The organism is Methylobacterium longum, assembly GCF_022179385.1.
GTDB lineage: Bacteria > Pseudomonadota > Alphaproteobacteria > Rhizobiales > Beijerinckiaceae > Methylobacterium > Methylobacterium longum.
The window spans coordinates 40,831-67,082 of sequence record NZ_BPQS01000008.1 but is presented as its reverse complement, the minus strand read 5'-3'; the positions used below and the strand labels follow the sequence as shown (position 1 = coordinate 67,082).

The window sequence follows — 26,252 nt, the reverse complement described above, 5'->3', positions numbered from 1 at the left end:
TCATGTGAATTTGATGGCAAGTCCGATTCACATTGGCCCACAAGAGCCGTTTTGCTGAGGATAAAGGCTAGTGGATATTAGCCATAGTGGGTGCTGGCGCCGGCGCGCTGAGCGTGGAAGGGCCGCGCCACGAACTTGAGGCTGTCAGGCGTTGCGCACGCGGCGGAGCGCGCCATCTGGTACGGCGGGGAGCGGCCCGACAGCTCCCGCTCGATCCCGCCGTAAGCGAGGGGCACCACATGCGCGCCGGCCAGAACGGCCTGCGGGACACGATCCCGTGACGGCGGCCCCGTGAGCGGTCGTCCGTGAGCACCTACCGGTTCGACAAGCTGCTGGCGCCCCGCTCCGTCGCGCTGGTCGGCGCGCTGGCGCGCGAGGGCTCGCTGGGGCGCAGCGTGCTGGATTCCCTGCGCGGCGCCGGCTTCCCCGGCGCGATCATGCCGGTCCAGCCCGGCCATGCGACCGTCGACGGGCTCGCCTGCGTGCCGCGGATCGCGGATCTGCCCACCGTCCCGGACCTCGTCCTGATCGCGGTGCCGCCCCCGCAGGTGCCGGAGGTCGTCGCCCAGGCCGCCGAGGCCGGCGTGGGCGCGGCGGTGATCCTGACCGCCCGTCTCGGCTCCGGGCCGGACGATCCCGGACCGGCCGCCCACCGGATCGCCCGCGCGCAGGGTCTGCGTCTCCTCGGCCCCGACAGTGCCGGTCTGGCGGTGCCGGGCGCCCGGCTCAACGCCAGCCTGTTCGCCCACGCCCCCAAGGCCGGCGATCTGGCGCTGGTCTCGCAATCCGGCACCGTCGCCGCCGCGATCGTGGAGTGGGGCGCGCGGCACGGGACGGGCTTCTCCGCCGTCCTGTCGCTCGGGAACGTCCTCGACATCGGCGTGGCCGATTGCCTGGATCATTTCGCCGCCGACTACCGCACCCGGGCGATCCTGCTCTGCCTGGACCGGATCGGGGATGCCCGCCGCTTCATGTCGGCCGCCCGCGCGGCCGCCCGCGCCAAGCCCGTGGTGGTCCTGCGCGCCGGGCGCCACCGGCCCGACACGCGCGCGGCGGTGACCCATACCGGTGCCCTGGCGCGACCGGACGCCGTCTATGCAGCGGCCTTTCGGCGGGCCGGGCTGCTGGAGGTGCAGGATCTCGACGAGATGTTCTCCGCCGTCGAGACCCTGGGGCGGCAGCGCCCGTTCCCGGGCGACCGGCTCGCCATCGTGTCGAACGGACGCGGCATCGGCCTGCTCGCCGCCGACCGGCTGATCGAGCGGTCCGGCACCCTGGCGGGCATCGCGGCGGCCGAGGGCCGGCCGGCCGGCAATCCCCTCGACCTCGGCATCGATGCGGCCGGGCCGGCCTTCTCGGCGGCGCTCGCGCCCCTGCTGGCGGACCGGGCCAGCGACGCGGTGCTGGCGATCCACGTCCCCACCGCCCGCTCGGAGGCCGGCGCCGTGGCCGGCGCGATCGCCGAGACGGTCAAGGCCGCCCGCGCCGGCCAGACGCGCAAGAAGCCGCTCTTCGCGGTCTGCCTGGGCGATCCCGACGCGGCGCGCGACGCCTTCGCGGGGGCGGGGATCCCGCATTTCACCACCGATTCCGAGGCGATCGAGGGGTTCCTGCACCTCGTGCGCTACCGGGAGGCGCAGGACGACCTGATGCGCACGCCGGACTCGCTGCCGCGGGACTTCTCCCCGGACGTGGCGCGCGCCCGCTCGATCATCGCCGGCGCCCTGCACCAGGGTGCCGCGTGGCTCGACCCGGTCGCCGTGAACGGGCTGCTGGAGGCCTACGGGATCCCGACCGTGCCGATCATCCTCGCCCCCGACAAGGAAGCCGCCGCGGCGGCGGCCTGGCCGACCATCGCGGCGGGCGGCGCGGTGGCCCTCAAGGTCGTCTCTCCCGACATCGTGCACAAATCCGATATCGGCGGCGTCCATCTCGACCTGACCGCCGAGGCCGATGTCCGCGAGGCGGCGGGCCGCATCCTGGCCCGCGCGCGCCGGGAGCGGCCGGACGCGCGGGTGACGGGCTTCGCGGTGCAGCCCATGGTCCGGCGGGGCCAGCGCCGCGAGCTCATCGCGGGGCTCGCCGAGGATCCGGTCTTCGGCCCCGTGGTGGTGTTCGGCCGCGGCGGAACGGCCGTGGAGGTGATCGACGACCGGGCGCTGGGCCTGCCGCCGCTCGACCTGACCCTCGCCCGCGACCTCATCGGCCGCACCCGGGTCGCCCGGCGGCTCGAAGCCTATCGCGACGTGCCGGCGGCCGACCTCGCGGCGATCGCGCTGACCCTGGTGAAGCTCTCCCAGCTCGCCGCCGACCTGCCGCAGGTGCGCGAACTCGACATCAACCCGTTGCTGGCCGACGAGACCGGCGTCCTGGCCCTCGACGCGCGGGTGCGGATCGGGCCCTCCGAGACGGGGCGGTACGGCCGCGGCCATCCGCGCTTCGCCATCCGGCCCTATCCAGCGGAATGGGTGCGCACCCTCAACCTCAAGGACCGGACGATCCGCGTGCGGCCCGTGCGGCCGGAGGACGAAGGCCTGTTCCTGGCCTTCTTCAAGGAGCTCGACCCGGAGGACGTGCGGCTGCGGTTCTTCGGGCCGGTCCGCGAGTTCAGCCACGCCTTCCTGGCCCGCCTGACGCAGCTCGACTACGCCAGGGCCATCGCGTTCGTGGCCACGGAGGTGGAGCCGCAGGGCAGCGAGCGGATGCTCGGCGCGGTGCGGCTGCATGCCGACGCCAACCAGGAGAGCGGCGAGTACGCCATCGCGGTGGGCCGCGACGTCCGGGGGACGGGCCTCGCCTTCGCGCTCATGCGCCTGATGATCGACTGGGCGCGCTCCGAGGGGATCGGACGGGTGGAGGGCACCGTGCTGTCCGAGAACCGGCCGATGCTGGCGGTCTGCCGGCGCCTCGGCTTCGCACAGGGCCGGGATCCGGATGATCCGGGGTTGGTGAAGGTGAAGCTCGAGCTGGCGGGCGCGTAGGGGGCATCGCCCCGGCCGGGACCGGTGAGGACGGGCTTCGGACGCTTTCGGGACCGGCCGGCAACGCCGCGCAGGCTCGCCGCGGACGGCCTGCACCTCCCGGACCTCCGGGCCGCGCGCCTGCCCTCGTCCAGACTCTGCGACCGGCCGGCCGGACCTCAGCGCGACGGCGGCTGCCCGTCCGGATTGAGACCGTCCGTCGCCGGCTTGGCCGCGGCGGCCCGGCTCCCCGTGGGCTTGAGTCCCACCGGCTTGGCCGCCGCAGGCTTCGCCGTCGCGGGCGCGAGCGGGACGGGTTTGGCAGAGGGCGTGGCCACGATGGGCTTGTCTAAGAGCGGCTTGTCAACGAGGGGCTTGGCCACCGCCGGCTGGGCCACCGCAGCTTTGGCCGGGGCGGGCTTGACCGTGGCGGAACCGGCCGCCGGCTGCCTGGGCGCCGGTGGCGCGGTGCCGGCCGGCGGGATTGCGCCGGTGGCGGCGGGCTCGGAGGCCGGCACGTCGAGCTTGTAGATGTCGTCGCGGAAATGCGCCTTGCCGTCCGGCGTGGCGTAGCCGGTGAGGTACACGAAGGTGACCGGCACCGGCTTGACCAGCTTGATGTCGCGCCGCTCCCCGTCGGCGATGCCGGTCTCGATCTCGATCGGGCCCCAATTCGTGACGGGCCCGTTCGGTCCGTCCGTGCCCTGCAGCAGCCAGCCCACCAGCTCCTTGACCTGGCCGACGCGGACGCAGCCGTGGCTGTGGAAGCGCACGCTCGCGGCGAACAGCGACTTCGCCGGCGTGTCATGCATGTAGACGGCAAAGCGGTTCGGCATGTCGATCCGCACCTGACCCAGGGAATTGTCGAAGCCGGAATCCTGGCGCAGCATGTAGTTGGCGGCCTTGCCGCCGGCCCAGTCGATATGGGTCGGGTCCACCTCGCCGGCGGGACCCAGGATGCGGATGTGGTTGCGGGCGAGGTAGCCCGGGTTCTTGCGCATCTGCGGGATGATCTCGTTCTTCACCACCGAGGCCGGGACCGTCCAGGTCGGGTTGAAGTTGATGTCGGTGATCCGGGTCTCGACGGCCGGCGTCGCCTTGTCGGGGGATCCGACCACCGCCACGTAGCGGCGCACCACCGCGCCGTTCTCCACCGCCTCCACGGCGGCCGACGGGATGTTGACGACCACGTAGCGGTCGCCGAACGGGAATTTCGAGCCCATCAGCCGGGCCGCGGACGCGGCGAGCTGGCGCTGGCGCGTCTCGGCCGGCACATTGAGGGCGTTGATCGTGAGCCGGCCAAGGATACCGCTGTCGGGCAGGCCGTGGCGGGCCTGGAAGGCCGAGATCGCCGCCACCAGGGGTGGGTCGAGGCGGTCGCTCGGCGGTGCGTCCGCGGCGAGATCGCCCGTGAGCGTCAGGTGGTGGCGCAGGGCCGGGATCGCCGGGCTCCGCTCGCCCGCCTTCAGGCGCCCCAGATCCTCGGGCAGCCGCTCCCATCCGCCGGCCTCCGCGAAGGCGGCGTAGCGCTCGGCCGCCCGGAGGGTATCGAGGAAGGTGCGCGCGGTGAGCGTCGGGTTCGGGTCGGTGGAGACCTTGGCGTAGATCAGGGGCGCCGGCTCGCGCGACTTCCTGGCGGCGTCCTTGCCGGCCTCCTGCGGCTTGCCCAGGGCGGGTCGCGCCTCCGGCGCCGGGGCTTCCGCGGACCTGGGCTCGCCGGGGCCCGCCTCCGGCCTCTTCGCCTCCTGCGGCTTCGTGGTCTCCTGCGGCTTCGCCTCCTGCCCCTTCGCCTCCTGCCCCTTCGCGGCCGCGACCTCCGGAGCGCTGGCCGGCATCGCGGACGGTGCCGCGGATGAAGCCGGCAAGGCGGGAGCGGGCGGTGTCGGCGCGGGCAGGGCCGACGCGGGCGACGCCGGAGCGCTCGGGCCACCGGCCGGCGCGCCCGCGCCGACGGCCTGGGCCCGCACATCCATGGCGGCGACCAGCGTCAGCAGCGACAGGCCCGCACCGAACACGGCGCGCGGGCGAAGGAGACGGCGGGATTGGACCGGGACCATACGCGACACTCCCGACGGCGCCGGGGAGGCGCGGCCGGCGGGGATGATGGGCCGCCGTGGTTACCAATCTCCTCCGGTCGAGAAGCGGGGTGCCGGCGCGGGTTCACCATCCAGCGATCCGTTCAGCCGTCCGAGACTTCGTGTGGATGTCGGCCGGCGCGAAAGTGGCGCTTATACATTTCATGATCTGCTGGCTTCGGCACCGTCGTGTTTGCGAGCGGAGCGAAGCACCCCTGACGGCGCCCCGGTGATCGACGGCGCGCCGGCCCGGGTCACGTCGCTGCGCCCGCGAGGACGAGCAGGGCCGCCTTCAGCGCGGCGTCCACCCCGGAACGACAGGGCCGGTCCGCCACGGCTGCCCGGACCCAGACAGGAGATCGGCCCCCGCCATGCCGGATCCCGGTGACCCGCGTCCCGCGGCGATGCCCTACCTGCCGCAGCTCGACGGGGTGCGGGCGCTCGCCATCCTGATCGTGTTCGCCGCCCATTGCGGCTACAGCCACGTGGTGCCGGGCGGCTTCGGCGTCACGGTCTTCTTCTTTCTCAGCGGCTACCTGATCACCACGCTCCTGCGGATCGAGCGCGCCCGGGTCGGGGCCGTGTCGCTCCCCGCCTTCTACCTGCGGCGGACCTTGCGCATCCTGCCGCCGATGTACCTGACGCTCCTCGCCTCCGGAGCGCTCTACGCGGCGGGGCTCCTCGACTGGATGACGGTCGAGCCGGCGGCGGTGCTGGGGCAGGCGACGTTCCTGACCAACTATCCCGGCCTGTTCGGCACCGAGGCGGTGCTGCCCGTGCCGCTCTGGAGCCTCGCCATCGAGGAGCATTTCTACCTCGTGTTCCCGCTGGCCTATGTCGTGTGGCTCGGACGCCTGAGGCCGCGCCGGGCCGCCCTGGCCTGCCTGGGGATCTGCGCGGCGGTCCTCGCCCTGCGCGGCCTCAACGTCTGGCGCCTGCCCGATCCCGGCCTGAATTACTCGTGGACCCACACCCGGATCGACGCGATCCTGTTCGGCTGCTGCCTCGGCCTGTGGAACAACCCGGTGATCCCGGCCGACCGGGCGTGGCGGCCGCGGGCGTGGCACGTGGCCGCGAGCCTCGCGGTCATCCTTGGCACCCTCGCGGTGCGCGATCCCGCCTTCCGCGAGAGCCTGCGCTACACGCTCCAGAGCGCGGCCCTGTTCGTGCCCTTCGCCTACCTGCTGCACGAGGACGGCTGGGGGGTGCGGTGGCTCGCCAGCCGGCCGATGCGCCAGCTCGGCCTGTGGTCCTACAGCTTCTACCTCGCGCACATGACCGTGGTGGCGCTGGTCCGGCACCTGGACCCCGGACTGACCGGGGTGGGGCTGATGCTGGCGGCCTTTCCGGTGACGCTGCTGTGGTGCTGGGGGATGTACGGCCTCGTCGAGCGCCCCTGCGCGCGCCTGCGGCGGCGGCTCCTGGCGGACCGGCCGCCCGAGCCGGCCCTCGCCGAAGGGGGCCGTCGCGCCGGCGTCACGCCCGCCTGAGCCTGTCCCGGGCAGCGGTGTGATCGGGCGCGGCCTGGAAGGCCGCCTTCATCGCGTGCCACAGGGGCTTGCGCCGGAACTGCGCGTCCAGCGGCAGCGCCCGCTGGGGCAGGCCGTCCGGCCGCTTGCGGTAGGGGTGGTCGTTCAGCCACGTGTCCGGGTCGTAGATGTCCCAGGTCACGACGTCGAGCGTCGCGGGCTCGTCCAGCACCACGTCGAGGTAGCGGCGGGCGAGGTCGGCGACCATCCGGTCGCGGGTCGCCACGTCGGACGGGAAGGCCCGGTCGTCGATGTCGAGTTCGGTGACCGCGATGCCGAGACCCATCTGGCCGATCTCGCGCAGGAAGCGCCGCAACTGGCCCTGGTCGATCGGGATCGTGCTGGTGAGGTGCGACTGCAGGCCGAAGCGCCGGATCGGCACGCCGCGGGCGCGCATCGCCTCCAGGCGGCGCAGGACCTTGGTGCGCTTGGCCTCCATCCAGGGCACGCCCTGCTCCACGGCGTCCTCGTTCCACGTGCCGGCGGCGGCCGGGTCGGTCTCGCGCAGGATGCGGAAGGCGAGATCGACGTAGCCGGGTCCGATCGCGGCGAGCCACGGCGAGTCGCGCAGGCCCCCGCCCCGGTCGGGATCGGCCTCGTTGCCCAGGATCTCGTTGACCACGTCCCAGGCGACGATCTGGCCGCGATAATGGCCGGCCACCGTCTCGATCCAGCGGCGCATGAAATCCTCGCCCTGGGCGGCGCTCGCCCGGGCCAGGAGCGGCCCGACCCAGGCCGGCAGCCCGGCGTGCCAGACCAGGGTGTGGCCGCGCATGTGCTGGCCGTTGCCCCTGGCGAAGCGCAGGATCGCGTCGCCGCGGGCGAAATCGGTCCTGCCGGGGGCGGGCAGGACCTCCTCCATCTTCATCTCGGTGCCGCAGACCAGAAGGCCGCACTCCCGCGCCACCGCCTGCCGGTAGGCGGGTGTCGCGTCGAAGCGGTGGAACGGCACCTCGCAGCCGTAGAGCAGCCCCTTGGCCGCCGCCGCCGCCTGGAGGCTGTCGCCCGCCCAGGACGGGCGGCCGAGCGGCCCGAACCCGGCCGGGCCCGCGGCGCCGGCCGCCGAGGCGAGCCCGGCGCAGGCGGCGCCGGCGAGGAGCGACCGGCGGTTCGGAAGACTCGGCATTCCGCGTCCTGAGACTCTGTGGCTGTTCCGGTGCCGCCGGTCGCGGCCGCGATCACCGGCCAGCAGAGCACGGCGCGGCGCGGGTTGCGATCCGCCACGTCCGCGCGGCCGCCGCGTGTCCCCAACTCGCCTTCGCACGGGTTAGCCCCATCTGAAGGGCGCCATTGAGCCGAGGACCGCGTCATGAGTCAGCACCCCGCCATCAGCCCCGGCCGCAGCGCGGTCGTCACCGGGGGCGCGAGCGGCATCGGGCTCGCCGCCGCGCAGGCCCTGGCGCGGGCCGGCATGAATGTCTGGCTCGCCGACCGGCCGGGGCCGGCGCTGGACGCGGCCCGCGCCGCCGTGGCGGAACTCGCCGCCGTCGAGGTGCGCGCCGTGCCCACCGACGTGTCGGATCGGGGCGCCATGGAGGCCCTGGCGGGGGCCGTCGCCAAGGCCGGCCCGCCCGCCGTGGTGATGCTGAACGCCGGGATCGAGGCGGGCGGGAAGCTCTTCTCGGACTCCGACACCTGGGCGCGGATCCTCGGCACCAACCTCGGCGGCGTGGTCAACGGCATCCACGCCTTCGCGCCCGGCATGATCGAGGGGGCCAAGCCCGGCGCGATCATCGTGACGGGCTCGAAGCAGGGCATCACGACCCCGCCCGGCAACGCGCCCTACAACGTCTCGAAGGCGGGGGTGAAGGCGGTCACCGAGGCGCTCGCCCACGAGCTGCGCAACCGGGAGGGCTGCCAGACCACCGCGCACCTGCTGATCCCGGGCTTCGTCTACACGGGGCTGACCAGGGCCCGCGGCGTCACCGAGAAGCCGGCCGGCGCCTGGACGCCGGAGGAGACGGTGGTGTTCCTGCTGGAGCGGCTCGCGGCCGGCGATTTCTACATCCTCTGCCCCGACAACGAGACCACCCGGGCGCAGGACGGGAAGCGGATCGCCTGGGCGGCGGGCGACGTCATCGAGAACCGGCCGGCGCTGTCGCGCTGGCACCCGGATTTCTCCGAGGCATTCAAGCGGCACATGGAGGGATGAGGGCGCGCCCGGTGCGGCGCCCGACATGTTCGTGCGCGATCGGCATACCGGTCGCGCCGATCCGGGTTCATCGCCCCGATCACCGCGCGTTTCCGCTCCCGGATACCCGCCTGATCCGATTCGGGCGTGACGGCTCCGCCCACCGCGGCGACCCGCCGTGATCCCGACGGCCGGCTCACGCCGGGCGGGCTCCTTCCCGCCCGGCGCGGAACGCCCCGCTGCGCCCCGCTGCGCCCCGCTGCGCCCCGCTGCGCCGCTCCCGGTTGCCTGGCGGCGCCCGCGAAGGCGAAGCGCCCGAGCGTTGCGCCTGGCGCCGCTCGTTCGCCGCGGCCCGGGCGCCCCTCGTCTGGCGAAGCCCTTGCACTCCGGTTACGTCGGTGCGACGCACCCGCCGCACGACACCAGCGCACGACAACCGGGAGCCGCACTTGGCTACGATCATCCCCGTCGCCTCCTTCGACTGCGTCGTGTTCGGCGCGACCGGCGATCTGACCGCGCGAAAGCTTCTGCCAGCCCTTTTCTACCGCTTCCGGGATGGCCAGATCCCGGAGACCAGCCGGATCATCGGCGCCTCGCGCTCGGAACTGTCGACGGACGCGTTCCGCGAGCATGCCCGCGACGCCCTCAAGCGCTTCGTGCCCGCCGCCGACCTGACGGAGGACGTCCTCGCGCGGTTCCTGGCCCACGTGGACTACGTGGCGGTGGACGGCGCCGGGGAGAGCGGGTGGGCCGACCTCGTGGCCAAGCTCGACGAGCGGCCCGATCAAGTGCGGCCCTACTACCTCGCCACCTCGCCCGACCTCTACGGCTCGATCTGCCGCAACCTCGCCGGCCACGGGCTGGTCGGGGAGAAGTCCCGGGTCGTGCTGGAGAAGCCGATCGGCAAGGACCTGAAATCGGCCCGCGCCATCAACGACGCCGTGGGCGAGGTCTTCCCGGAATCGCAGATCTTCCGCATCGACCACTACCTCGGCAAGGAGACGGTCCAGAACCTGCTGTCGCTCCGGTTCGCCAACACCATCTTCGAGCGGCTCTGGACCTCGGACGTGATCGACCACGTCCAGATCACGGTCGCCGAGACCGTGGGCGTCGAGGGGCGCGCCGGCTACTACGACACGTCGGGCGCGATGCGCGACATGCTGCAGAACCACATCCTGCAGCTCCTCTGCCTCACCGCCATGGAGAGCCCGCTCAATCTCGAGGCGAACTCCGTCCGCGACGAGAAGCTGAAGGTGCTGCGCGCCCTCAAGCCGATCACCAACCAGGACATCCCCCTGGTGACCGTCCGCGGCCAGTACGTGGCGGGCGCCGTCGACGGCAAGCCCGTCGAGGGCTACCTCGCCGAGCTCGGCCACGAGAGCCGGACCGAGACCTTCGTGGCCATGAAGGTCGAGATCCAGTCCGGGCGCTGGGCCGGGGTGCCCTTCTACCTCCGCACCGGCAAGCGCCTGCCGCAGAAGCTCTCCGAGATCGTGGTGCAGTTCCGCGCCTCGCCGTTCTCGATCTTCCCCGAGGAGGCGTTCGGCCGCGAGCCCAACCGCCTCGTCATCCGCCTCCAGCCGCAGGAGGGCATGAAGCTCGAGGTGATGACCAAGGACCCGGGTCCCGGCGGCCTGCGCCTGCGCCCGACCGACCTCGACATCTCCTTCGAGGAGACCTTCAAGCAGCGCTACCCCGACGCCTACGAGCGCCTGCTGATGGACGTGGTCCGCGGCAACGCCACCCTGTTCATGCGCCGCGACGAGGTCGAGGCCGCCTGGGCCTGGGCGGACAACGTGCTCAAGGCCTGGGCCGACCGGCCCGAGGCGCCGCGGCCCTATCCCGCCGGCAGCTGGGGCCCGACCGCCGCCATCGCGCTGATCGAGCGGGACGGCCGCACGTGGCACGAGGAGCTGCGGTGAGGCCGCGTCCACAGCTTACGGCCAAGCTGCCATGATGCCGTCAAGTCGGCGATGAACCCTGCCGGGGCTGCCGGTCACCGCCCCACCAGAGGGCTGGAGCCGGTCCTGCACAAGGGATCATCACATGCTGGACACCAACCGGGACACGGCCGTCCTGGCCGAGCGCCGCCTGGAGCGTTCGGTCGCCGCCGCCCTGCGCGTCATCGCCGCCGCTCATGACGAGCGGCAGGCCCCGCCGGTCTCCGCGGCCCGACGCCGCCTGAGCGAGGTCTACGGCGCCACCCGCCTCGCGCGGCGCCTCGAGCGGGATCGCCGCACGGCCTGAGCGTCCCCGGACGCGAACCGCCCCCGGCGCGGAGCGCAGCGCCGTCGCCCGCCCGGACGCGCCGCGGCGTCGCCGCAAGGTCGGCCGCGCGACGCGACCGAAAGCCCGAGGTGCGCGCGGGCCGCGGAGGAACCCCCGGGGCCCGCGTGGCCGGTTGGAGGCCGCCTTCGAGGCGGCTCCCGCCGCACCGCGGGGTGGGAGAAGGATGGGAGCGCCCGGAGGCCGCCGGCCGCCGACCCGGTTCGGGGACGGTCTCAGACCGTCGCGTCCCACGTCTCGCTGAGGGGGTTCGCCCCGCGCACCAGCCGGGCGCGCAGCACGACGTCGCCCGGTGGCATCGGCTCGGGCGGGCGCCACTCGACGTAGATGCGCCAGCCACCGGTCTGCGGCACGAAGTTGGCCACCGGCTCGTGCAGGGTGCCGGCGCTGGCCGAGACCTCCGCGGCCACGGCGTCGTCCGGGCCCGTCGGCAGGCTCGGCCCCACGAAGTCGATCACACAGAGCCGCCGACGCGGGTTCGGGGGATTGACGGGACGCAGGCGCTCCGCCGAGCCGAACCGGGTGGAGGCGACCCGGGCGAGGGCGGCCTCCGGGATCGCCGCCACCGGCTCGGTGCCGACCGTGGTCAGGCCGTAGGCGAGGTTCAGGGGCGTGCCGGGCCGGGCCGGAGCCTTCGGCACGAAGGCGGCCACGATGTTGTCCATGTACTCCTCGCCCGAGGGGATCTCGAAGAGCTGCACGGCGCCGTCTGCGAAGGCGCCGCCGGCGGGCTCCGGCGCGACCCACAGCCCGGGTCGCGCCTCCTGACGCGCCTCCACGTCCAGGTAGGCGGCAAAATCCCGTTCCCGCTGCAGGAGCCCGAACCCCGCGACGGGCTTGGCCGCGAAGGTCGAGATCTGCGGCTGCGCACGCCCGTTGACCAGGGGTCGCCAGATCCGGTCGATCGCGGCCGGATCGCCGCCCGCGGCGACGCAGAGCCCGTCGGAATCGTGCACCTGCGGGCGGAAATCGTCGAACGGCTTGGCGTTCCGGGCCCCGGGCCCGTTCGCGCCGTACAGGAACATGCTGGTGAGCGGCGCCAGCCCGAGCTGCGCGATGGCCCGGCGCGGATGGAGCTGCGCGGTGACGGCGATGTGGGCCGGGTCGCCGGGGGCGATCACGAACCGGTAGGCGCCGGCCACGCTCGGGCTGTCGAGGAGCGACAGCACCGTCAGGGTGCGGGCTTGGGGTTCCGGCTCGCAGATCCAGTGGGCGACGAAATCGGGAAACTCCTCGCCCTCCGGGGCACCCGTGCCGATGGCGAGGCCGCGGGCCGAGAGACCGTATTCCTGGTTGCCCGCCCGCAGGCGGAAATAGGAGGCCCCGAGGAAGACCAGGAACTCTTCCTGGAACCCCTTCGGCCGCCAGGCCGGCATGGCGGGGAACGCGTAGTGCAGGCGGAACCCCGCGAAGCCGAGGTCCGGCGCGAAGCTCTGGCCGGAGAGCCCCGCGCCCAGGTCGAACAGCCGGCTCTCGTACGGGATCGGCCGGGCCGGGCCGCTGCGCGGCTGTAGGTGGAGGGCCACGCGCTTGCGCTGCAGGAAACCGCGATGGAACAGCTGCGCGCTGAAGTGTTCGCCGAGGCGCAGGCTCTCGGCCGGCCGGAAGGTGACGGCACGGTAGCCGTCGTAATCGAGGGCGGCGAGCGCGGGCGGCAGGTCCTCGGCCGGCGCCGTGTAGGGCGCGGAAGCCATCCGTGCCGCCTCGGCCGACAGGATCTCGAAGGTCATCGCGCCGGCCTGCGGCTGAAGCGCCGACCCGGCCCACGTTCTGGACCCATTCAGATCGGCCGCGCTAGGTAACACCGTACCGGCAGTCGCGGCCAGAACCGTTCGAAGCACGTGGCGCCGGGAGGGGGGATTGATCCGTTCGGCTTCCGGCTGCCCATGCGGCCGGGTCGGCTGCGTGTCCTCACCCCGCATATCGGTATCCACGGTCATCGGTTCCCGGCCTCAGGCGGCGGGGCGGCCGGCAGCCTTCCACGGTCGAGTTCCTCGCGCCATGTCGTCACGCGTCACCTCCTCCGCCGAGCGGTCGCACCGGAACGCGGGTCCGTCCCGATCTGATCCGTCGGACCCCGCGACCCTGCGCGAGATCTGGAGCGGCGCGCGACCCGGCCGCGTCCTGCGCGCCCGGCGCCTCGCCCTGGCGATCCCGAGCCTCGTCGTCGCGGGCGGCCTCGCGTGGCTCGCCGCGCTGGCCTACCCGGCGGGCGTCAGTCCCCTCGCCTGGGCGGTGCTCGTCCTCTTCAGCCTCGTCATGGGCTGGCAGGCCTTCATCGCCTGCCAGTACGTCTACGGGCTCGTGGCCGACCTGCTGGCCGACCGGGCGAAATCGGCCCTGGAGCGGCGCGCCGAGGATCCGGGACCCGAGGCGGCGTTGGCGTCGACCGGCCAAGGACGCACCGCGGCCGTGGTGGCGATCCACGCCGAGGACGCGGTCGCGGTTTTCGCCCGCCTCCGGGTGATGGCCCGGTCGCTGGCCCAGGCCGGCGCCGCGGACATCGACATCTTCGTCCTCTCGGACACCCGGGACGGGGCGATCGCCGCCGTGGAGGAGCACGAACACGCGCGCATCCAGGCCTGGGCGGCGGTCGATCCGGCCCTGCCGCGGATCCGCTACCGGCGCCGGACCGAGAATGTCGGCCGCAAGGCCGGCAACATCGGCGAGTTCTGCCGCAGCCACGGCGGCGAATACGCCTTCATGATCGTGCTGGACGCCGACAGCCTGATGACCGGCGCGGCCATGAACCGCCTCGTCGGGCTGATGCAGGCGAGCCCGCGCACCGGCCTGATCCAGACAGTCTCGTACGCGGCCGGCCGCGACACCCTGTTCGCCCGCATCCAGCAATTCGCCGTCCGCCTCTACGCGCCGCTGGCGCTGCGCTGCCTGGAGACCTGGCAGGGGCCGGAGGGCAGCTACTGGGGCCATAACGCGATCCTGCGCATCGAGGCCTTCGCCGAGAACGCCCAGCTCCCGAAGCTCCCGGGCCGCGAGCCGCTGGGCGGCGAGATCCTCTGCCACGACATCGTCGAGGGCGCGCTGATGGTCCGCGCCGGGTGGGAGGTGCGGCTGCTGCCCGAGATGGGCGGCACCTGGGAGGAGATGCCCACCAACCTGGTCGATCTGCTCGGTCGCGAGCGCCGCTGGTGTCAGGGCAACCTCCAGCACCTGCGGGTGCTGCCCTGGGCGGGCCTGCACGGTGCGAGCCGCTGGCATCTCCTGGTCGGTATCCTCGCCTACGGGATGCTGCCGCTCTGGATCGCGTTCCTCGGCCTCGCCGCCTGGCGGGCCGCACGGACCGGGGATCTCGGCCTCCTGGCCTACGGCCTGACCGGGCAGGGCGCCGCCGCCCACGCGCTGGCCGCCCTCAGCGTCGCCGTCCTGGCGCTGCCGAAGCTCCTCAGCCTCGGCCACGTCCTGGCCTCGCCGGAGCGCCGCGCCGCGTTCGGCGGCACCCGGGCGCTGCTGGTCAGCGCCGCCCTGGAGCAGGCCGCGTGGGTGATCCTGTGGCCGGTCCTGACCCTGTTCACCGCCGGCGCCGTGGTCTCGACCTTCCTGGGCCGGGTGGTGCGCTGGGAAACGCAGGACCGCGACGACCGGCAGGTCTCGTGGTCCGAGGCCTTCCGGCTCCAGGCGGACGCCGTCGTGGTCGGTGGGCTGATCTGCCTGGCCCTGGTGCTGGTCGGCGACGCGTGGCTCGCCCTCTGGTTGGCGCCGCTGGCCCTGGCACTCCTCACCAGCCCGGCGCAGAGCGTCTGGACCAGCCGGGCCGATCTCGGTCGTGCCGCCCGGGCCCGGGGCCTGTTCCTGAACGCCGACGACACCGCCCAGGCGCCGGAACTCGCCGAACTCGCCCAGATCCGCGGCCTGCCGGCCGTCCCGACGCCGCTCCGTCCGGTGCCCCGGGAGCCCGCCATTTGGCTCGCCGCGGACGAGGCCTGACGGGCGGCTCGCGCCTCCAAGTCGACGGGCCGGATCTCCGAGATCAACGGAAATCATCCCGGGTGTTACGGCCAAGCTGCCACAGTGTTGCCATCGAGTCACGGGTTTCCGGAACCGCCCCAGGGGGGCGGTTTCAGGCTTGGCTTTGGGGCGCGAGCGTTTACCCCTTGGCGAGGATCGGCACGGCATCGTGCCCCGGTATTCGCCGCGTTCCCGCCATAATCCGCGCCTGCCCGAGAGGCTTTGATGCGTCGTATTTTCCCCGCCCTGATCGGGCTTTTCGGCGCGGCCGCGTGCGCCGCGCCGGCCCTGGCCTACGAGATCGATCCGCTGACCCGCCAGCCGCTGAACGACGCGCTCACGGTGCGGGTGCGCCCGCAGGCCGTCGAGACCGTCGCGGTGCCGGTGGCCAACGCCTCGCTCAACCCGGCCGACCCGCTGAGCGCCGACGCGGCGGTGCCGCAGATGTCGGCCATCCCGCGGGAGACCGTGGCGTATAGCGGCCCGTACGGCGCCGGCACGATCGTCGTGTCCACGGCCGAGCGGCGGCTCTACTACGTGCTGGGCGGCGGTCAGGCCCTCCGCTACGGCGTCGGCGTCGGCCGTCCGGGCTTCACCTGGGGCGGCGTGCAGACCATCACGATGAAGCGCGAGTGGCCGGATTGGCGCCCGCCGTCGACCATGCTGAAGCGCCGGCCCGACCTGCCGCGCTACATGAAGGGCGGCCTCGAGAACCCGCTCGGCGCCCGCGCCATGTACCTGGGCGGCTCAATCTACCGGATCCACGGCTCCAACGAGCCGGAGACCATCGGCACGGCCGTGTCGTCGGGCTGCATCCGCATGACCAACGATGATGTGATGGACCTGTACACCCACGCCAAGGTGGGCACGAAGGTCGTCGTCCAGCGCTGATTTCAGTTCGGGCTTCGACGGAAGGGCCGGCCGCGAGGCCGGCCCTTCCGCGTTCAGGGGCCCGGCAGGGTCACCAGCGTGTCCGGCCGCTTCACCTCGATCTCCACGAAGGCGATCGGATGGTCCGAGCCGTTCATCACGTCGTGCCGGATGCCGGCCGGGCGCATGTAGGATTGACCGGCCGCGAGGGCGGTCTCGCTGACGGCCGCGCCGTCGTGGACGCGGAGGATCCCGTCCACCAGCATGACCACGAAGTAGGGCCAGCCGTGCTCGTGCCAGCCGGTCACGGCACCCGGCGGGAAGTCCCAGCGGGTGATGCGCACGGCGGCGTCGTCCTGCTGGATCGTGGGGGTCGCGGGGATGGTGCAGGCGAAGGCCATGGCGGCTCCGGAGCGGCGGGGTGACCGGGGTTGCGATGCAAGAACCGGCCCCGCCGCCGTCGCGGCGTTCCGGCCGGGGATGATGGGGGCGGGCACCCCGCCGGGGGGGCGGCGCCGATGAGCGCGTCGTCGTCGGCCGCGTGGCCGATCGGGTGGGGAACCGGACGCACCGCCGGGCGCCGCACGCGGCCGAGGCTCGTGAGCCGGCCGTTTCGGGGTTGAACCGGAGGGAGCCGGGGACGGCCTCGGATGCGCCTCCGGACGCGTCGGGTGCCCCGGGGAGCGGACGCCGCCGTGTCCGCCGGCCCGAAGTCGGATTCGCCGGCGACCGCCTCGGCGGTGCGGCGCGGCCGCAGGGGCCGCGCTTCCATCCGATCGCCCGGATCGCCTCGACGGTCGCGCAGCCGCCGGGTGTCGGCCGGATCGTCCTGCGCCTCGGACGGCAGAGCCGGCGCCCGTGCGACGGCCCTCTCGGGACGCTCCGTCATGCCGCCCACCTCAGCCAGAGCCGCGACGGGGAAAGGGTCCGCCCGACCGGGTCACCGGCGTCGGCGCGTCGTTGCCGTCAATGGCACCCGCACGAGCCCGAGCCGCAGCCGCCGCCCGATTTCGCAGACGCCTGCCGCGCCGTGTCGCGGTCGAGGCCGCGCTCGGCGAGTTCGGTGAGGTAGGTGCTCCACCGGGTCTCGTACTCGCGGCCGAGCGCGTGCAGGTAGCCCCAGCCGTAGATGCCGGTGTCGTGCATGTCGTCGAAGCCGAGCTTGACCGCGTAGTTGCCGATCGGCTGCACCGCCAGGATCGCCACGGCGCGCTTGCCGCCGATCACCTTGCGCTCCAGGGGCGAGTGGCCCTGCACCTCGGCGGAGGGGCTCGACACCCGCAGGTACTCGGCCGGCAGGGCGTAGCGCGCCCCGTCCTCGAAGGCGACGTTGAGCACCCGCCGGTCGGCCGACAGGCGGATCTCGGTCGGCCACAGATCCTCGGTCACGGGTCACACTCCTCACGCAATCTGGGGCTGCGGCCCGGCACCTGCTTGCCCACGGCCGTCCGGGGCATCATATGCCGGACGATGCGCGATGACAGCTCCCTGACGCCGCAATCGTTCGCGGCCGGCATGCCCTCCGGGCCGGCGCCGCTGATCGACCCGTTCCAGCGGGCGATCTCGTACCTGCGCATCTCGGTGACGGATCGGTGCGACCTGCGCTGCGCCTACTGCATGTCCGAGCACATGCAGTTCCTGCCCAAGCGCGACCTGCTGACCCTGGAGGAGCTGGACCGGCTCTGCGGCGTGTTCATCGCCCGCGGCGTGCGCAAGCTTCGGATCACCGGCGGCGAGCCGCTGGTGCGCCGCGACATCATGCACCTGTTCCGCCGCCTGTCCCGGCACCTCGATTCGGGGGCGCTGGAGGAGCTGACGCTCACCACGAACGGCACCCAGCTCACCCGCTACGCCGACGAGCTGGCCAGCCTCGGCGTGCGCCGGATCAACGTCTCGCTCGACACCCTCGACCCCGACAAGTTCCGGGACATCACCCGCCGGGGCGACCTCAAGGTGGTGCTCGACGGCATCGCTGCGGCGCGGGCCGCCGGGATGAAGGTCAAGATCAACGCCGTGGCCTTGCGCGACCTCAACGCCGACGAGATCCCCGACATGATCGCCTGGGCCCACGGCCTCGGCATGGACATGACGCTGATCGAGGTCATGCCGCTGGGCGAGATCGAGGCCGACCGCACGGACCAGTTCCTGCCCCTGTCGGTGGCGCGCCAGCGCCTGGAGAGCCGCTACACCCTCACGCCGCTGCCCGACCGCACCGGTGGGCCGGCGCGCTACGTGCGCGTCGAGGAGACGGGCGGGAAGCTCGGCTTCATCACGCCGCTCACCCACAATTTCTGCGAGAGCTGCAACCGCGTGCGCCTGACCTGCACGGGCCAGCTCTACATGTGCCTCGGCCAGGAAGACTCGGCCGATCTCCGGGGGGTCATGCGCGCCTCGCCGGATGATGCCGTGCTGGCCGCGGCCGTGGTCGAGGCGATCACCCGCAAGCCCAAGGGGCACGACTTCGTCATCGAGCGCCAGCGCCCGGCCGCCGTGCCGCGGCACATGAGCGTGACGGGGGGCTGACCGCTCCCTCGGTCAGCGCGAGCGCAGCCGCGACGGAGCGCTCACACCTCCTCGTCGGCGTAGCGTGACGGCTGCCGTCCGCGCTGGCCGGAGCCCTTCCGCGGCGCGCCCGCGCTGATCCCCGCCACGAGGTCGGCGATGTGGCGCAGCGTCTCCACCGCGAGCGCCTTGTCGCCCTCGCCGCGCCCCTGCGGGATCAGCGCCTTGGCGAAGCCGAGCTTCTGGGCCTCCTTCAGCCGGGCCCCGGCCTGCGCCACGGGCCGGATCGCCCCCGACAGGCCGATCTCGCCGAAATACACGGTCTCCGGCGGGAGCACCGCCCCCGACAGCGACGAGACGAGCGCCGCCGCCACCGCGAGGTCGGCCGCCGGCTCGGTGATGCGCAGGCCCCCGGCGACATTCAAGTACACGTCGTGCGTGCCGAGCCGGATGCCGCCATGGGCCTCCAGCACCGCCAGCACCATCGACAGCCGGTTCGGGTCCCAGCCGACCACCGCGCGGCGCGGCATGCCGAGCGACGAGGGCGCCACCAGCGCCTGGATCTCCACCAGCAGCGGCCGCGTGCCCTCCATGCCGGCGAAGACCGCCGTGCCGGCGGCCTGATGGTCGCGCCCCGCCAGGAACAGCGCCGAGGGGTTCGGCACCTCGGCGAGGCCTGCATCGGTCATCTCGAACACGCCGATCTCGTCGGTGGGCCCGAAGCGGTTCTTCACGGCGCGCAGGATGCGGAAATGATGGCCCTGGTCGCCCTCGAAGGAGGCGACCGCGTCGACCATGTGCTCCACCACCCGGGGGCCGGCGATCTGCCCGTCCTTGGTGACGTGGCCCACCAGGATCACCGCCGTGCCGGTGGTCTTGGCGAAGCGGATCAGCGCCTGGGCCGAGGAGCGCACCTGCGTGACGGTGCCGGGGGCCGATTCCACCGTCTCGGTCCACATGGTCTGGATCGAGTCGATGATCGCCAGCGCCGGCGGCCGGCCCTGGCTCAGAGTCTCGACGATGTCCTCGACATTGGTCTCGGCGGCGAGCTGCACCGGAAGCGCGCTCAAGCCCAGCCGCTCGGCCCGCAGGCGGACCTGCCCCACCGCCTCCTCGCCCGAGATGTAGGCGACCCGCTCGCCCGTGCCCGCCATGGCGGCGGAGGCCTGCATCAGCAGCGTCGACTTGCCGATGCCGGGATCGCCGCCGAGCAGGATCACCGAGCCGCGCACGAAGCCGCCCCCCGTCACCCGGTCGAGCTCGCCGATCCCCGAGGGGATGCGCGGCGCCTCCTTGGCCTCGCCGGTCAGGCCCTCCAGCGGGAACACGCGGCCGCGGTTGCGCGACGGCCGGGTCGCGGCCGGGCCCGACTGGCCGGGGGCCGAGGGCGCCTCCTCGACGATCGTGTTCCAGCCGTTGCAGGCCTCGCAGCGCCCGCGCCAGCGGTTGTAGACCGCCCCGCAGGACTGGCAGACGAAGGTCTGGTGGATCTTGGCCATGGAGCGGTCAGGTCCGGGTTCGGGCGTCGCGCCGTCAAGGGAACCGCGTGACGGACGCGTCAGCGGGACTCTACATAAGTCCGAACATAACGAGAACCCAGCCCCGTGAGGATCTCGTACCCGATCGTGCCGGCGGCGCGGCCGACCGCGTCGAGGTCGAGGCTGTCGCCGATCAGAACGGCTTCGGCGCCCCGCCGCGCCGCGGGGGCCGCGGTGACGTCGAGGATGATCAGGTCCATGGAGACGAGGCCGAGGATCGGGCACGGGACCCCGCCGACCAGCGCCTGTCCGCGCCCGCTGATCGCCCGGGGGAAGCCGTCGGCGTAGCCCAGCGACAGGGTCGCGAGGCGGGCCGGGGCGGGGGCGGTCCAGCGGCCGTTGTAGCCGGCGGTGGCGCCGGCCGCGACGGCGCGCACCTGGGCGATCATCGCCTCCAGCCGCACCACCGGCCGCATCGGGTTCGCGGCGCCCGGCGTCGGGTTGCCGCCGAACAGGGCGTAGCCCGGCCGCAGGAGGTCGTGCCGGGCGCCGTCGAGGAAGACGCCCGACGAGTTCGCCAGGGAGGCCCGCAGGGTCGGGTAGGCCGCGCGGACGCGGGCGAAATCGGCGATCTGCCGGGCGTTGACCGGATCCGCGGGCTCCTCGGCGCTGACGAAGTGGCTGAGGATCAGGTCGATGCCCGACGCCGCGATCCGCGGGTCGGCCGCGAGGTCCAGCGCCTCCGGGACCGACAGGCCCAGCCGGTTCATGCCGGTGTCGACGTGGAGCGCCGCGGGCAGGCGGCCGGCCGAGACCGCCGCCCAGTCCGACAGCTCCTCCGCGCTGCCGAGGACCGGGCGCAGCCCGTGCGCCGCGAAGGCCGCGGCGGCACCGGGGGCCAAGCCGTTCAGCACGTAGATGGCGGCCTCCGGCAGGAAGGCCCGGGCCGCGATCCCCTCGGACAGGTGAGCGACGAAGAAAGTCCGGCAGCCGGCCGCCCACAGGGCGGGCCCGACCCGCCCGATGCCGCACCCGTAGGCGTCGGCCTTCACCACGGCGGCGCAGGCGGTGCCGCCCCGTTCGGCCAGGATCCGCCAGTTGGCGGCGATGGCCCCCAGGTCGATCGTCAGCCGGGCCCCATGGGCACCGATCTCCGTCATGGGTCCGGCCTCAGCCACGCAGACCGCCTCTCTCCGCTCGCCACCGGGGGCCCGGAAGCACAAGCCGGACCCATATCATCGGGACGCCGTCCGGGTGGAGCCGGGCCGCGCGCGGGCTGGTCTGCACGCCGGGCGGGGGCTGCGCCGCCGGCGGGCTGATGCATCGACGGCACAGGCGCAGGATGAGGCGCGGGTCGCAGGGTGACGGCCGAGGTTCGGCTTGGTATAAATCCACCGCGGTCCGGGGGAGCCGCACGGCCGACGCGCCATCCCCTCGGGTACCAAAAGCTCAACGATGCCGTTTACCGTCCTGGATCTCGTCGTGCTCGGCATCGTCGCGGTCTCCGCGCTGCTCGCGGCCGTGCGTGGCGTCACCCGCGAGGTGCTGGCGATCGTCGCCTGGGTGGCGGCCGCCGCGGTGGCGTGGACGCTCTACCCGATGCTCCTTCCCACCGTGAAGCAGCACGTGAACAGCGACACCGTCGCGCTGGTCGCCTCCATCGCGGCGATCTTCCTCGGCACGCTGATCATCGTGTCGATCATCACGGTGAAGATCTCCGACGTCGTCCTCGATTCGCGCATCGGCGCGGTGGACCGCTCCCTCGGGTTCCTGTTCGGGGCGGCCCGCGGCTTCCTGATCTGCGTGATCGGCTGGGTGTTCCTGTCGTGGCTGGTGCAGGGCAAGGTGCCGGACTGGGCTGCCCAGGCCCGCACGCGCCCGATGCTGGAGAAGTCCGGCGATGCCCTGGTGGCGCAGCTCCCCGAGAATCCCGAGGGCTTCCTGAAGCAGTTCAAGAAGCCGAAGGTCGCCACGCCGCCCAACGAGGCCGCCGACGCCCCTGCCGAGACCGACGCGGCGCCCCAGCGCCGGACCGAGACCGCGCCGACCCCGACGCGACGCTGATCTGCGGTATTCGCCGTAGGTCGACGCACGCGAAGCGCCTAGATAGCGGTTCCGGTGACGAACGGATTGTATCCGCGACGACCGGCGCGCCGGCCCGTCGCCGCCGGGACCTGTGAGTGATCGACCGCCTCATGTCACACGCCGCCAATCCCAGCGCCGATTTCGATCTCGACGGCGACACGCTCCGCGAGGAATGCGGCGTCTTCGGCATCTTCGGGCATCCGGAGGCCGCCGCCATCGTGGCCCTCGGGCTGCACGCGCTCCAGCACCGGGGCCAGGAAGCGGCCGGCATCGTCTCCTTCGACGGCTCCGTCTTCCATTCCGAGCGGCGCCCCGGTCTCGTGGGCGATTCCTTCTCGGACGGGGAGACCATCGCCCGCCTCAAGGGCCGCACCGCCATCGGGCACGTGCGCTACTCGACCACCGGCGGGACGATCCTGCGCAACGTGCAGCCGCTCTTCGCCGAGCTCGCGAGCGGCGGCCTCGCGGTCGCCCACAACGGCAATCTCACCAACGCCCTGTCGATCCGCCGCGACCTCGTGCGCGACGGCGCGATCACGCAATCGACCTCCGACACCGAGGTGATCCTCCACCTCGCGGCCCGCTCCCGGAAGCCGCGGATCATCGAGCGCTTCATCGACGCCCTGCAGGCGATCCAGGGCGCCTACGCGATCGTGGCGCTCACCAACAAGAAGCTGATCGGCGCCCGCGACCCGCTCGGCATCCGCCCGCTGGTGCTGGGCGAACTCGACGGCCGCTACATGCTGGCGTCGGAGACCTGCGCGCTCGACATCATCGGCGCCCGCTTCGTGCGCGACATCGAGAACGGCGAGATCGTGGTGATCTCCGAGGAAGGGGTCGAGTCGATCCGCTTCGCCGACGCGGTGCCGATGCGGCCCTGCATCTTCGAATACATCTACTTCGCCCGGCCGGATTCGGTGGTGAACGGCAAGAGCGTCTACGCGGTGCGCAAGTCGATCGGCCGGGAACTGGCCCGCGAGGCGCCGGTGCCCGCCGACATCGTCGTGCCGGTGCCGGATTCCGGCGTGCCGGCGGCCCTGGGCTTCTCGCAGGAGACTGGGATCCCGTTCGAGATGGGGATCATCCGCAACCATTATGTCGGCCGGACCTTCATCCAGCCGACCCAGTCGGTGCGCGAACTCGGCGTGCGGATGAAGCACTCGGCCAACCGGGCGGCCATCGAGGGCAAGAGCATCGTCCTCGTGGACGACAGCCTCGTGCGCGGCACGACCTCGGTGAAGATCGTCCGGATGATGCGCGAGGCCGGCGCCACGGAGGTCCATTTCCGGATCGCCTCGCCACCGATCACCTACCCGGACTTCTACGGGATCGACACGCCTGAGCGGGAAAAGCTCCTCGCCGCGACCCACGATCTCGAGGGCATGCGCAAGTATATCGGCGCCGATTCGCTCGCCTTCCTGTCGATCCCCGGCCTCTACCGGGCGATGGGCGAGGAGGCGCGGGACACGGCCTGCCCGCAATACACCGACCATTGCTTCACGGGCGACTACCCCACGGGCCTGACCGACCTGTCCATCGCCGGCCCGAAGCGCTTCGCCATGCTGGCCGAGGCGGATTGACGGATCTGCGGATTCCGTCCGCGGTCGGCCATCCCCCGCAGGCGGAACTGCGCTAGATCCACGCCATGGCTGAGACTCAGAAACCCCTGGAAGGCCGCGTCGCGGTGGTCACCGGCGCGTCCCGCGGCATCGGGCGCGCCGCCGCCCTGGCGCTTGCCGAAGCGGGGGCGCACGTGATCGCGGTGGCGCGCACGGTCGGCGCCCTGGAGGAGCTGGACGATGCCGTGCGGGCGGCCGGCTCCAGCGCCACCCTCGTGCCCTTCGACCTCGCCGATTACGACGCGATCGACCGCCTCGGCGCGGCGATCAACGCGCGCTGGAAGCGGCTCGACATCCTGATCGCCAATGCCGGCATCCTCGGCGCGCTCATGCCGATCGGCCACATCACCCCGAAGATCTGGGGGCAGGTGATGGACGTGAACGTCACCGCCAACTGGCGCCTGATCCGGTCCCTCGACCCGCTGCTGCGCATGTCGGATGCCGGGCGGGCGATCTTCGTCTCGTCGGGGGCGGCCTCGAAGTGCCGGCCCTACTGGGGACCGTACTCGGTCTCGAAGGCCGCTCTGGAAGCGCTGGTGCGCACCTACGCGGCCGAGAACGAGAGCACGGCGATCAAGGCCATGCTGCTCAACCCGGGCCCGCTGCGCACCGGCATGCGCCGCTCGGCCATGCCGGGCGAGGATCCCGAGACGCTCCGGACGCCGGAGGATCTCGCACCCCATTTCGTGCGGCTGTCCGCCCCGGCCTGGACGGAGACCGGCAAGCTCTATGATTTCCCCACCGACCGGGTGCTGAGTTTCCGCGCGCCCGAGTGAAGGGGGTCTGCGGCCCCGGCGGGTCGCGGGCGCAGCCCGCAGGGTTTAGGGTTCACGATGATCGACGTCCGCTGCATCTGTGCGATCGGCCTGCGGGGCCAGCTCGGCCTGAACGGCCACCTGCCCTGGGAGGGCAACACCGATCCCCTCTTCGTGGAGGACGTGACGCGCTTCTTCGCGCTGACCATGGGCCACGTGCTGATCGCCGGGCCGAAGACCGTGGCCTCGGTACCCGACTTCGCCTTCAGGGACCGCACCATCGACGTGATCCGCAGCCACGAGGATCCTGAGCAGGTGCTCAAGCGCTATCCGGGCCGGCGGATCTTCGTGGGCGGCGGCATCGCGGTGTGGAACGTCTACGCCAAGTACATCCAGAACTGGGATATCACGCGCCTGCCCTACGACGGCGAGGCCGACCGCTGGTTCGATCCCGCGTGGCTGGTGGGCGGGCCGCTGCGGGGGGCCTGAGCGGCCGGTCGGCGAGAACGGTCCGCCCCCCCCTCCCGGTTCAGGACGAAATCAGGCTATGGTCTGGCTTGGGCGGCCGGCGCATCGGCAGAACGGCGCCGTCTGGGGGGACGAGGCCTTGGGGAGCGCGCAACGCGAAGCGGATCTCGCACGGCTGATCGAGGGTGTCGCCCGGGGGGAGCGCGCCGCACTCCAGGCTCTCTACGATGCGACCGCCCCGAAACTTCTCGGGATCATCCTCCGTATCCTGAAGGACCGAGCCGCCGCCGAGGACACGCTGCAGGAGGTGTTCGTGCGCATCTGGCAGCGGTCCGGCAGCTATGATCCCCTGGCCGGCGCACCCCTTCCCTGGCTCATCGCGATCGCTCGCCACCGGGCGATCGACCGCCTGCGACAGGACAGGTCCGCCCGCCTGACGCAGGCCGAGGACGGCTGGTTCGAGCGCTTGGCCGACACGAGCGACGGGGAGGCCGATCTCGCCCGGCGCGATGCCCTGGCCCAGTGCCTCGATCAGGTCGCCATGCCCCAGCGCGATTGCCTCGTCCTCGCCTATTGCGAGGGCTGGTCCCGCGAGGAACTCGCCACGCGTTTCGATCGGCCCGTGAACACGATCAAGACCTGGCTCCGCCGGGGTCTGCTCAGCCTGCGCACCTGCCTGGAGACCCCATGAGCGGATCCGGCATCCCGCCCGACTGGCAGGACGATCCCGACCTCGCGGCGGGCGAGTATGTCCTCGGCACTCTGTCGCCGGACGAACGCGCCGCCTTCGCGGAGGCGCTGGAGGCGCGGGCGGATCTGCGCAGCGCGGTCGCGGCCTGGGAGGCGCGGCTGGCACCCCTCGCCGCCACGATACCGGCCGTCGCGCCCGATCCCGCGCTCTGGACAGCCATCGCGGCCAGGATCCGTCCGGCCGCCGGAGCGGCCGTCGACGCCGATGCCGTCCCCGCCCATCCCGTCGCCGCCGGCGACCGGATCGTCCGCCTGGAGCGCAGGGTCCGGCGCTGGCGGATGACCGCGGCGACCGCGGCGGCCCTCGCGGCGGGCCTCGCGCTCTGGATCGCCGCCGGGGGCACCGCGGCGCTCCGGGAGCCGCCCCACTATCTGGCCGTCGTCGACCGGGGTGGGACGCTCCCGGCCCTCATCGTGCGCGTCGATCTGCGGGCGGGCGTCGTGCAGGTGCGCAGCCTCGCGGCCGAGACGCCGCCCGAGCGGAGCCTCGAGCTCTGGTACATCGACGCGGGGGCGGCCCCGCAATCCCTCGGCCTCGTCCCGGGCGAAACGGCGCGTCTGCCGATCCCGGCAGCCCTGCGCACCCGCACCGAGACCGCGACCTTCGCGGTCACGGTCGAGCCGAAAGGCGGGGCGCCGGACGGAAAGCCGACCGGCCCGGCCATCTATTCGGGCCGCCTGATCCGCGATTAAACCTGCGATTGAGCGGCGGTGCCGAACCGCCGATGCCCCCTCCGGCTTGGCCGGAGGGGGCGGGGACCTCACGGGGCGGAGGACG

Annotated in this window: 21 protein-coding genes; 14 read left to right on the top strand and 7 right to left on the bottom strand. The window is 73.0% G+C overall.

What is annotated here, in order from left to right; translation table 11 throughout:
• Positions 1 to 305 precede the first annotated feature (305 nt).
• Positions 306 to 2,981, top strand: a complete 2,676-nt coding sequence (locus MFF58_RS09825) for a bifunctional acetate--CoA ligase family protein/GNAT family N-acetyltransferase (protein ID WP_238286947.1) — start codon at positions 306 to 308, stop codon at positions 2,979 to 2,981.
• Between the two features lie 158 nt (positions 2,982 to 3,139).
• Here the strand turns inward: MFF58_RS09825 and MFF58_RS09820 are convergent, their stop codons facing one another.
• The gene (locus tag MFF58_RS09820; RefSeq protein ID WP_238286946.1) at positions 3,140 to 5,017 is read right to left on the bottom strand and encodes a L,D-transpeptidase family protein; all 1,878 of its coding nucleotides are present in this window, start codon (positions 5,015 to 5,017) and stop codon (positions 3,140 to 3,142) included.
• A gap of 389 nt (positions 5,018 to 5,406) precedes the next feature.
• Here MFF58_RS09820 and MFF58_RS09815 point away from each other — a divergent pair, with 389 nt between their 5' ends.
• Positions 5,407 to 6,525 (top strand): acyltransferase family protein, encoded by a 1,119-nt coding sequence (locus tag MFF58_RS09815; protein ID WP_238286945.1) that lies wholly within the window; start codon positions 5,407 to 5,409, stop codon positions 6,523 to 6,525.
• Here the strand turns inward: MFF58_RS09815 and MFF58_RS09810 are convergent.
• Entirely contained in the window at positions 6,512 to 7,690 is a 1,179-nt protein-coding gene (locus MFF58_RS09810) for an endo-1,4-beta-xylanase (RefSeq protein WP_238286944.1), read from the bottom strand. The genes MFF58_RS09815 and MFF58_RS09810 overlap by 14 nt on opposite strands.
• Positions 7,691 to 7,873: 183 nt before the next feature.
• Here MFF58_RS09810 and MFF58_RS09805 point away from each other — a divergent pair, with 183 nt between their 5' ends.
• From MFF58_RS09805 to MFF58_RS09795, 3 genes are all read left to right on the top strand, one after another.
• Positions 7,874 to 8,716 carry an SDR family NAD(P)-dependent oxidoreductase gene (locus tag MFF58_RS09805; RefSeq protein ID WP_238286943.1) on the top strand — a complete coding sequence of 281 codons (843 nt, stop codon included), beginning with the start codon at positions 7,874 to 7,876 and terminating at the stop codon, positions 8,714 to 8,716.
• Positions 8,717 to 9,144: 428 nt separating this feature from the next.
• The gene (gene zwf / locus MFF58_RS09800) at positions 9,145 to 10,617 is read left to right on the top strand and encodes a glucose-6-phosphate dehydrogenase (RefSeq protein WP_238286942.1); all 1,473 of its coding nucleotides are present in this window, start codon (positions 9,145 to 9,147) and stop codon (positions 10,615 to 10,617) included.
• A gap of 124 nt (positions 10,618 to 10,741) precedes the next feature.
• Positions 10,742 to 10,942 (top strand): hypothetical protein, encoded by a 201-nt coding sequence (locus MFF58_RS09795; RefSeq protein ID WP_238286941.1) that lies wholly within the window; start codon positions 10,742 to 10,744, stop codon positions 10,940 to 10,942.
• 254 nt (positions 10,943 to 11,196) lie between these two features.
• Here MFF58_RS09795 and MFF58_RS09790 read toward each other — a convergent pair whose 3' ends face one another.
• Positions 11,197 to 12,711: an OpgD/OpgG family glucan biosynthesis protein gene (locus MFF58_RS09790; protein WP_238286940.1), complete on the bottom strand. Its 1,515-nt coding sequence runs from the start codon at positions 12,709 to 12,711 to the stop codon at positions 11,197 to 11,199.
• A gap of 271 nt (positions 12,712 to 12,982) precedes the next feature.
• On the opposite strand from MFF58_RS09790, the gene mdoH reads away from it, so the two are divergent.
• Both mdoH and MFF58_RS09780 read left to right on the top strand, forming a co-directional pair.
• Positions 12,983 to 14,926, top strand: a complete 1,944-nt coding sequence (mdoH, locus tag MFF58_RS09785) for a glucans biosynthesis glucosyltransferase MdoH (RefSeq protein WP_238286937.1) — start codon at positions 12,983 to 12,985, stop codon at positions 14,924 to 14,926.
• A gap of 246 nt (positions 14,927 to 15,172) precedes the next feature.
• Positions 15,173 to 15,838 carry a L,D-transpeptidase gene (locus MFF58_RS09780; RefSeq protein ID WP_238286935.1) on the top strand — a complete coding sequence of 222 codons (666 nt, stop codon included), beginning with the start codon at positions 15,173 to 15,175 and terminating at the stop codon, positions 15,836 to 15,838.
• A 53-nt stretch (positions 15,839 to 15,891) separates the two neighbouring features.
• Here MFF58_RS09780 and MFF58_RS09775 read toward each other — a convergent pair whose 3' ends face one another.
• Both MFF58_RS09775 and MFF58_RS09770 read right to left on the bottom strand, forming a co-directional pair.
• On the bottom strand, positions 15,892 to 16,218 hold the full coding sequence (locus tag MFF58_RS09775; RefSeq protein WP_238286933.1) for a cupin domain-containing protein: 327 nt from the start codon (positions 16,216 to 16,218) through the stop codon (positions 15,892 to 15,894).
• A gap of 565 nt (positions 16,219 to 16,783) precedes the next feature.
• The gene (locus MFF58_RS09770; protein ID WP_238286931.1) at positions 16,784 to 17,206 is read right to left on the bottom strand and encodes a gamma-butyrobetaine hydroxylase family protein; all 423 of its coding nucleotides are present in this window, start codon (positions 17,204 to 17,206) and stop codon (positions 16,784 to 16,786) included.
• Between the two features lie 81 nt (positions 17,207 to 17,287).
• On the opposite strand from MFF58_RS09770, the gene moaA reads away from it, so the two are divergent.
• Positions 17,288 to 18,340 carry a GTP 3',8-cyclase MoaA gene (gene moaA / locus MFF58_RS09765; protein WP_238286929.1) on the top strand — a complete coding sequence of 351 codons (1,053 nt, stop codon included), beginning with the start codon at positions 17,288 to 17,290 and terminating at the stop codon, positions 18,338 to 18,340.
• Between the two features lie 41 nt (positions 18,341 to 18,381).
• Here the strand turns inward: moaA and radA are convergent, their stop codons facing one another.
• The gene (gene radA / locus MFF58_RS09760; RefSeq protein ID WP_238286928.1) at positions 18,382 to 19,818 is read right to left on the bottom strand and encodes a DNA repair protein RadA; all 1,437 of its coding nucleotides are present in this window, start codon (positions 19,816 to 19,818) and stop codon (positions 18,382 to 18,384) included.
• A gap of 59 nt (positions 19,819 to 19,877) precedes the next feature.
• A complete protein-coding gene (gene alr, locus MFF58_RS09755) occupies positions 19,878 to 20,957 on the bottom strand; it encodes an alanine racemase (RefSeq protein ID WP_238286927.1) in 1,080 nt (359 codons plus the stop codon).
• A 295-nt stretch (positions 20,958 to 21,252) separates the two neighbouring features.
• Between alr and MFF58_RS09750 the strand changes: the two genes are divergently transcribed.
• The 6 genes from MFF58_RS09750 (at position 21,253) to MFF58_RS09725 (ending at position 26,167) form a co-directional block, all read left to right on the top strand.
• The gene (locus tag MFF58_RS09750) at positions 21,253 to 21,861 is read left to right on the top strand and encodes a CvpA family protein (RefSeq protein ID WP_238286926.1); all 609 of its coding nucleotides are present in this window, start codon (positions 21,253 to 21,255) and stop codon (positions 21,859 to 21,861) included.
• Positions 21,862 to 21,992: 131 nt separating this feature from the next.
• A complete protein-coding gene (gene purF / locus MFF58_RS09745; RefSeq protein WP_238287147.1) occupies positions 21,993 to 23,462 on the top strand; it encodes an amidophosphoribosyltransferase in 1,470 nt (489 codons plus the stop codon).
• A 65-nt stretch (positions 23,463 to 23,527) separates the two neighbouring features.
• On the top strand, positions 23,528 to 24,277 hold the full coding sequence (locus tag MFF58_RS09740; protein ID WP_238286925.1) for an SDR family NAD(P)-dependent oxidoreductase: 750 nt from the start codon (positions 23,528 to 23,530) through the stop codon (positions 24,275 to 24,277).
• Between the two features lie 57 nt (positions 24,278 to 24,334).
• The gene (locus MFF58_RS09735; RefSeq protein ID WP_238286924.1) at positions 24,335 to 24,745 is read left to right on the top strand and encodes a dihydrofolate reductase; all 411 of its coding nucleotides are present in this window, start codon (positions 24,335 to 24,337) and stop codon (positions 24,743 to 24,745) included.
• 118 nt (positions 24,746 to 24,863) lie between these two features.
• A complete protein-coding gene (locus MFF58_RS09730; RefSeq protein ID WP_238286923.1) occupies positions 24,864 to 25,415 on the top strand; it encodes a sigma-70 family RNA polymerase sigma factor in 552 nt (183 codons plus the stop codon).
• On the top strand, positions 25,412 to 26,167 hold the full coding sequence (locus MFF58_RS09725) for an anti-sigma factor (protein WP_238286922.1): 756 nt from the start codon (positions 25,412 to 25,414) through the stop codon (positions 26,165 to 26,167). The genes MFF58_RS09730 and MFF58_RS09725 overlap by 4 nt, the downstream gene beginning before the upstream one ends.
• The last annotated feature ends 85 nt before the right edge of the window (positions 26,168 to 26,252 follow it).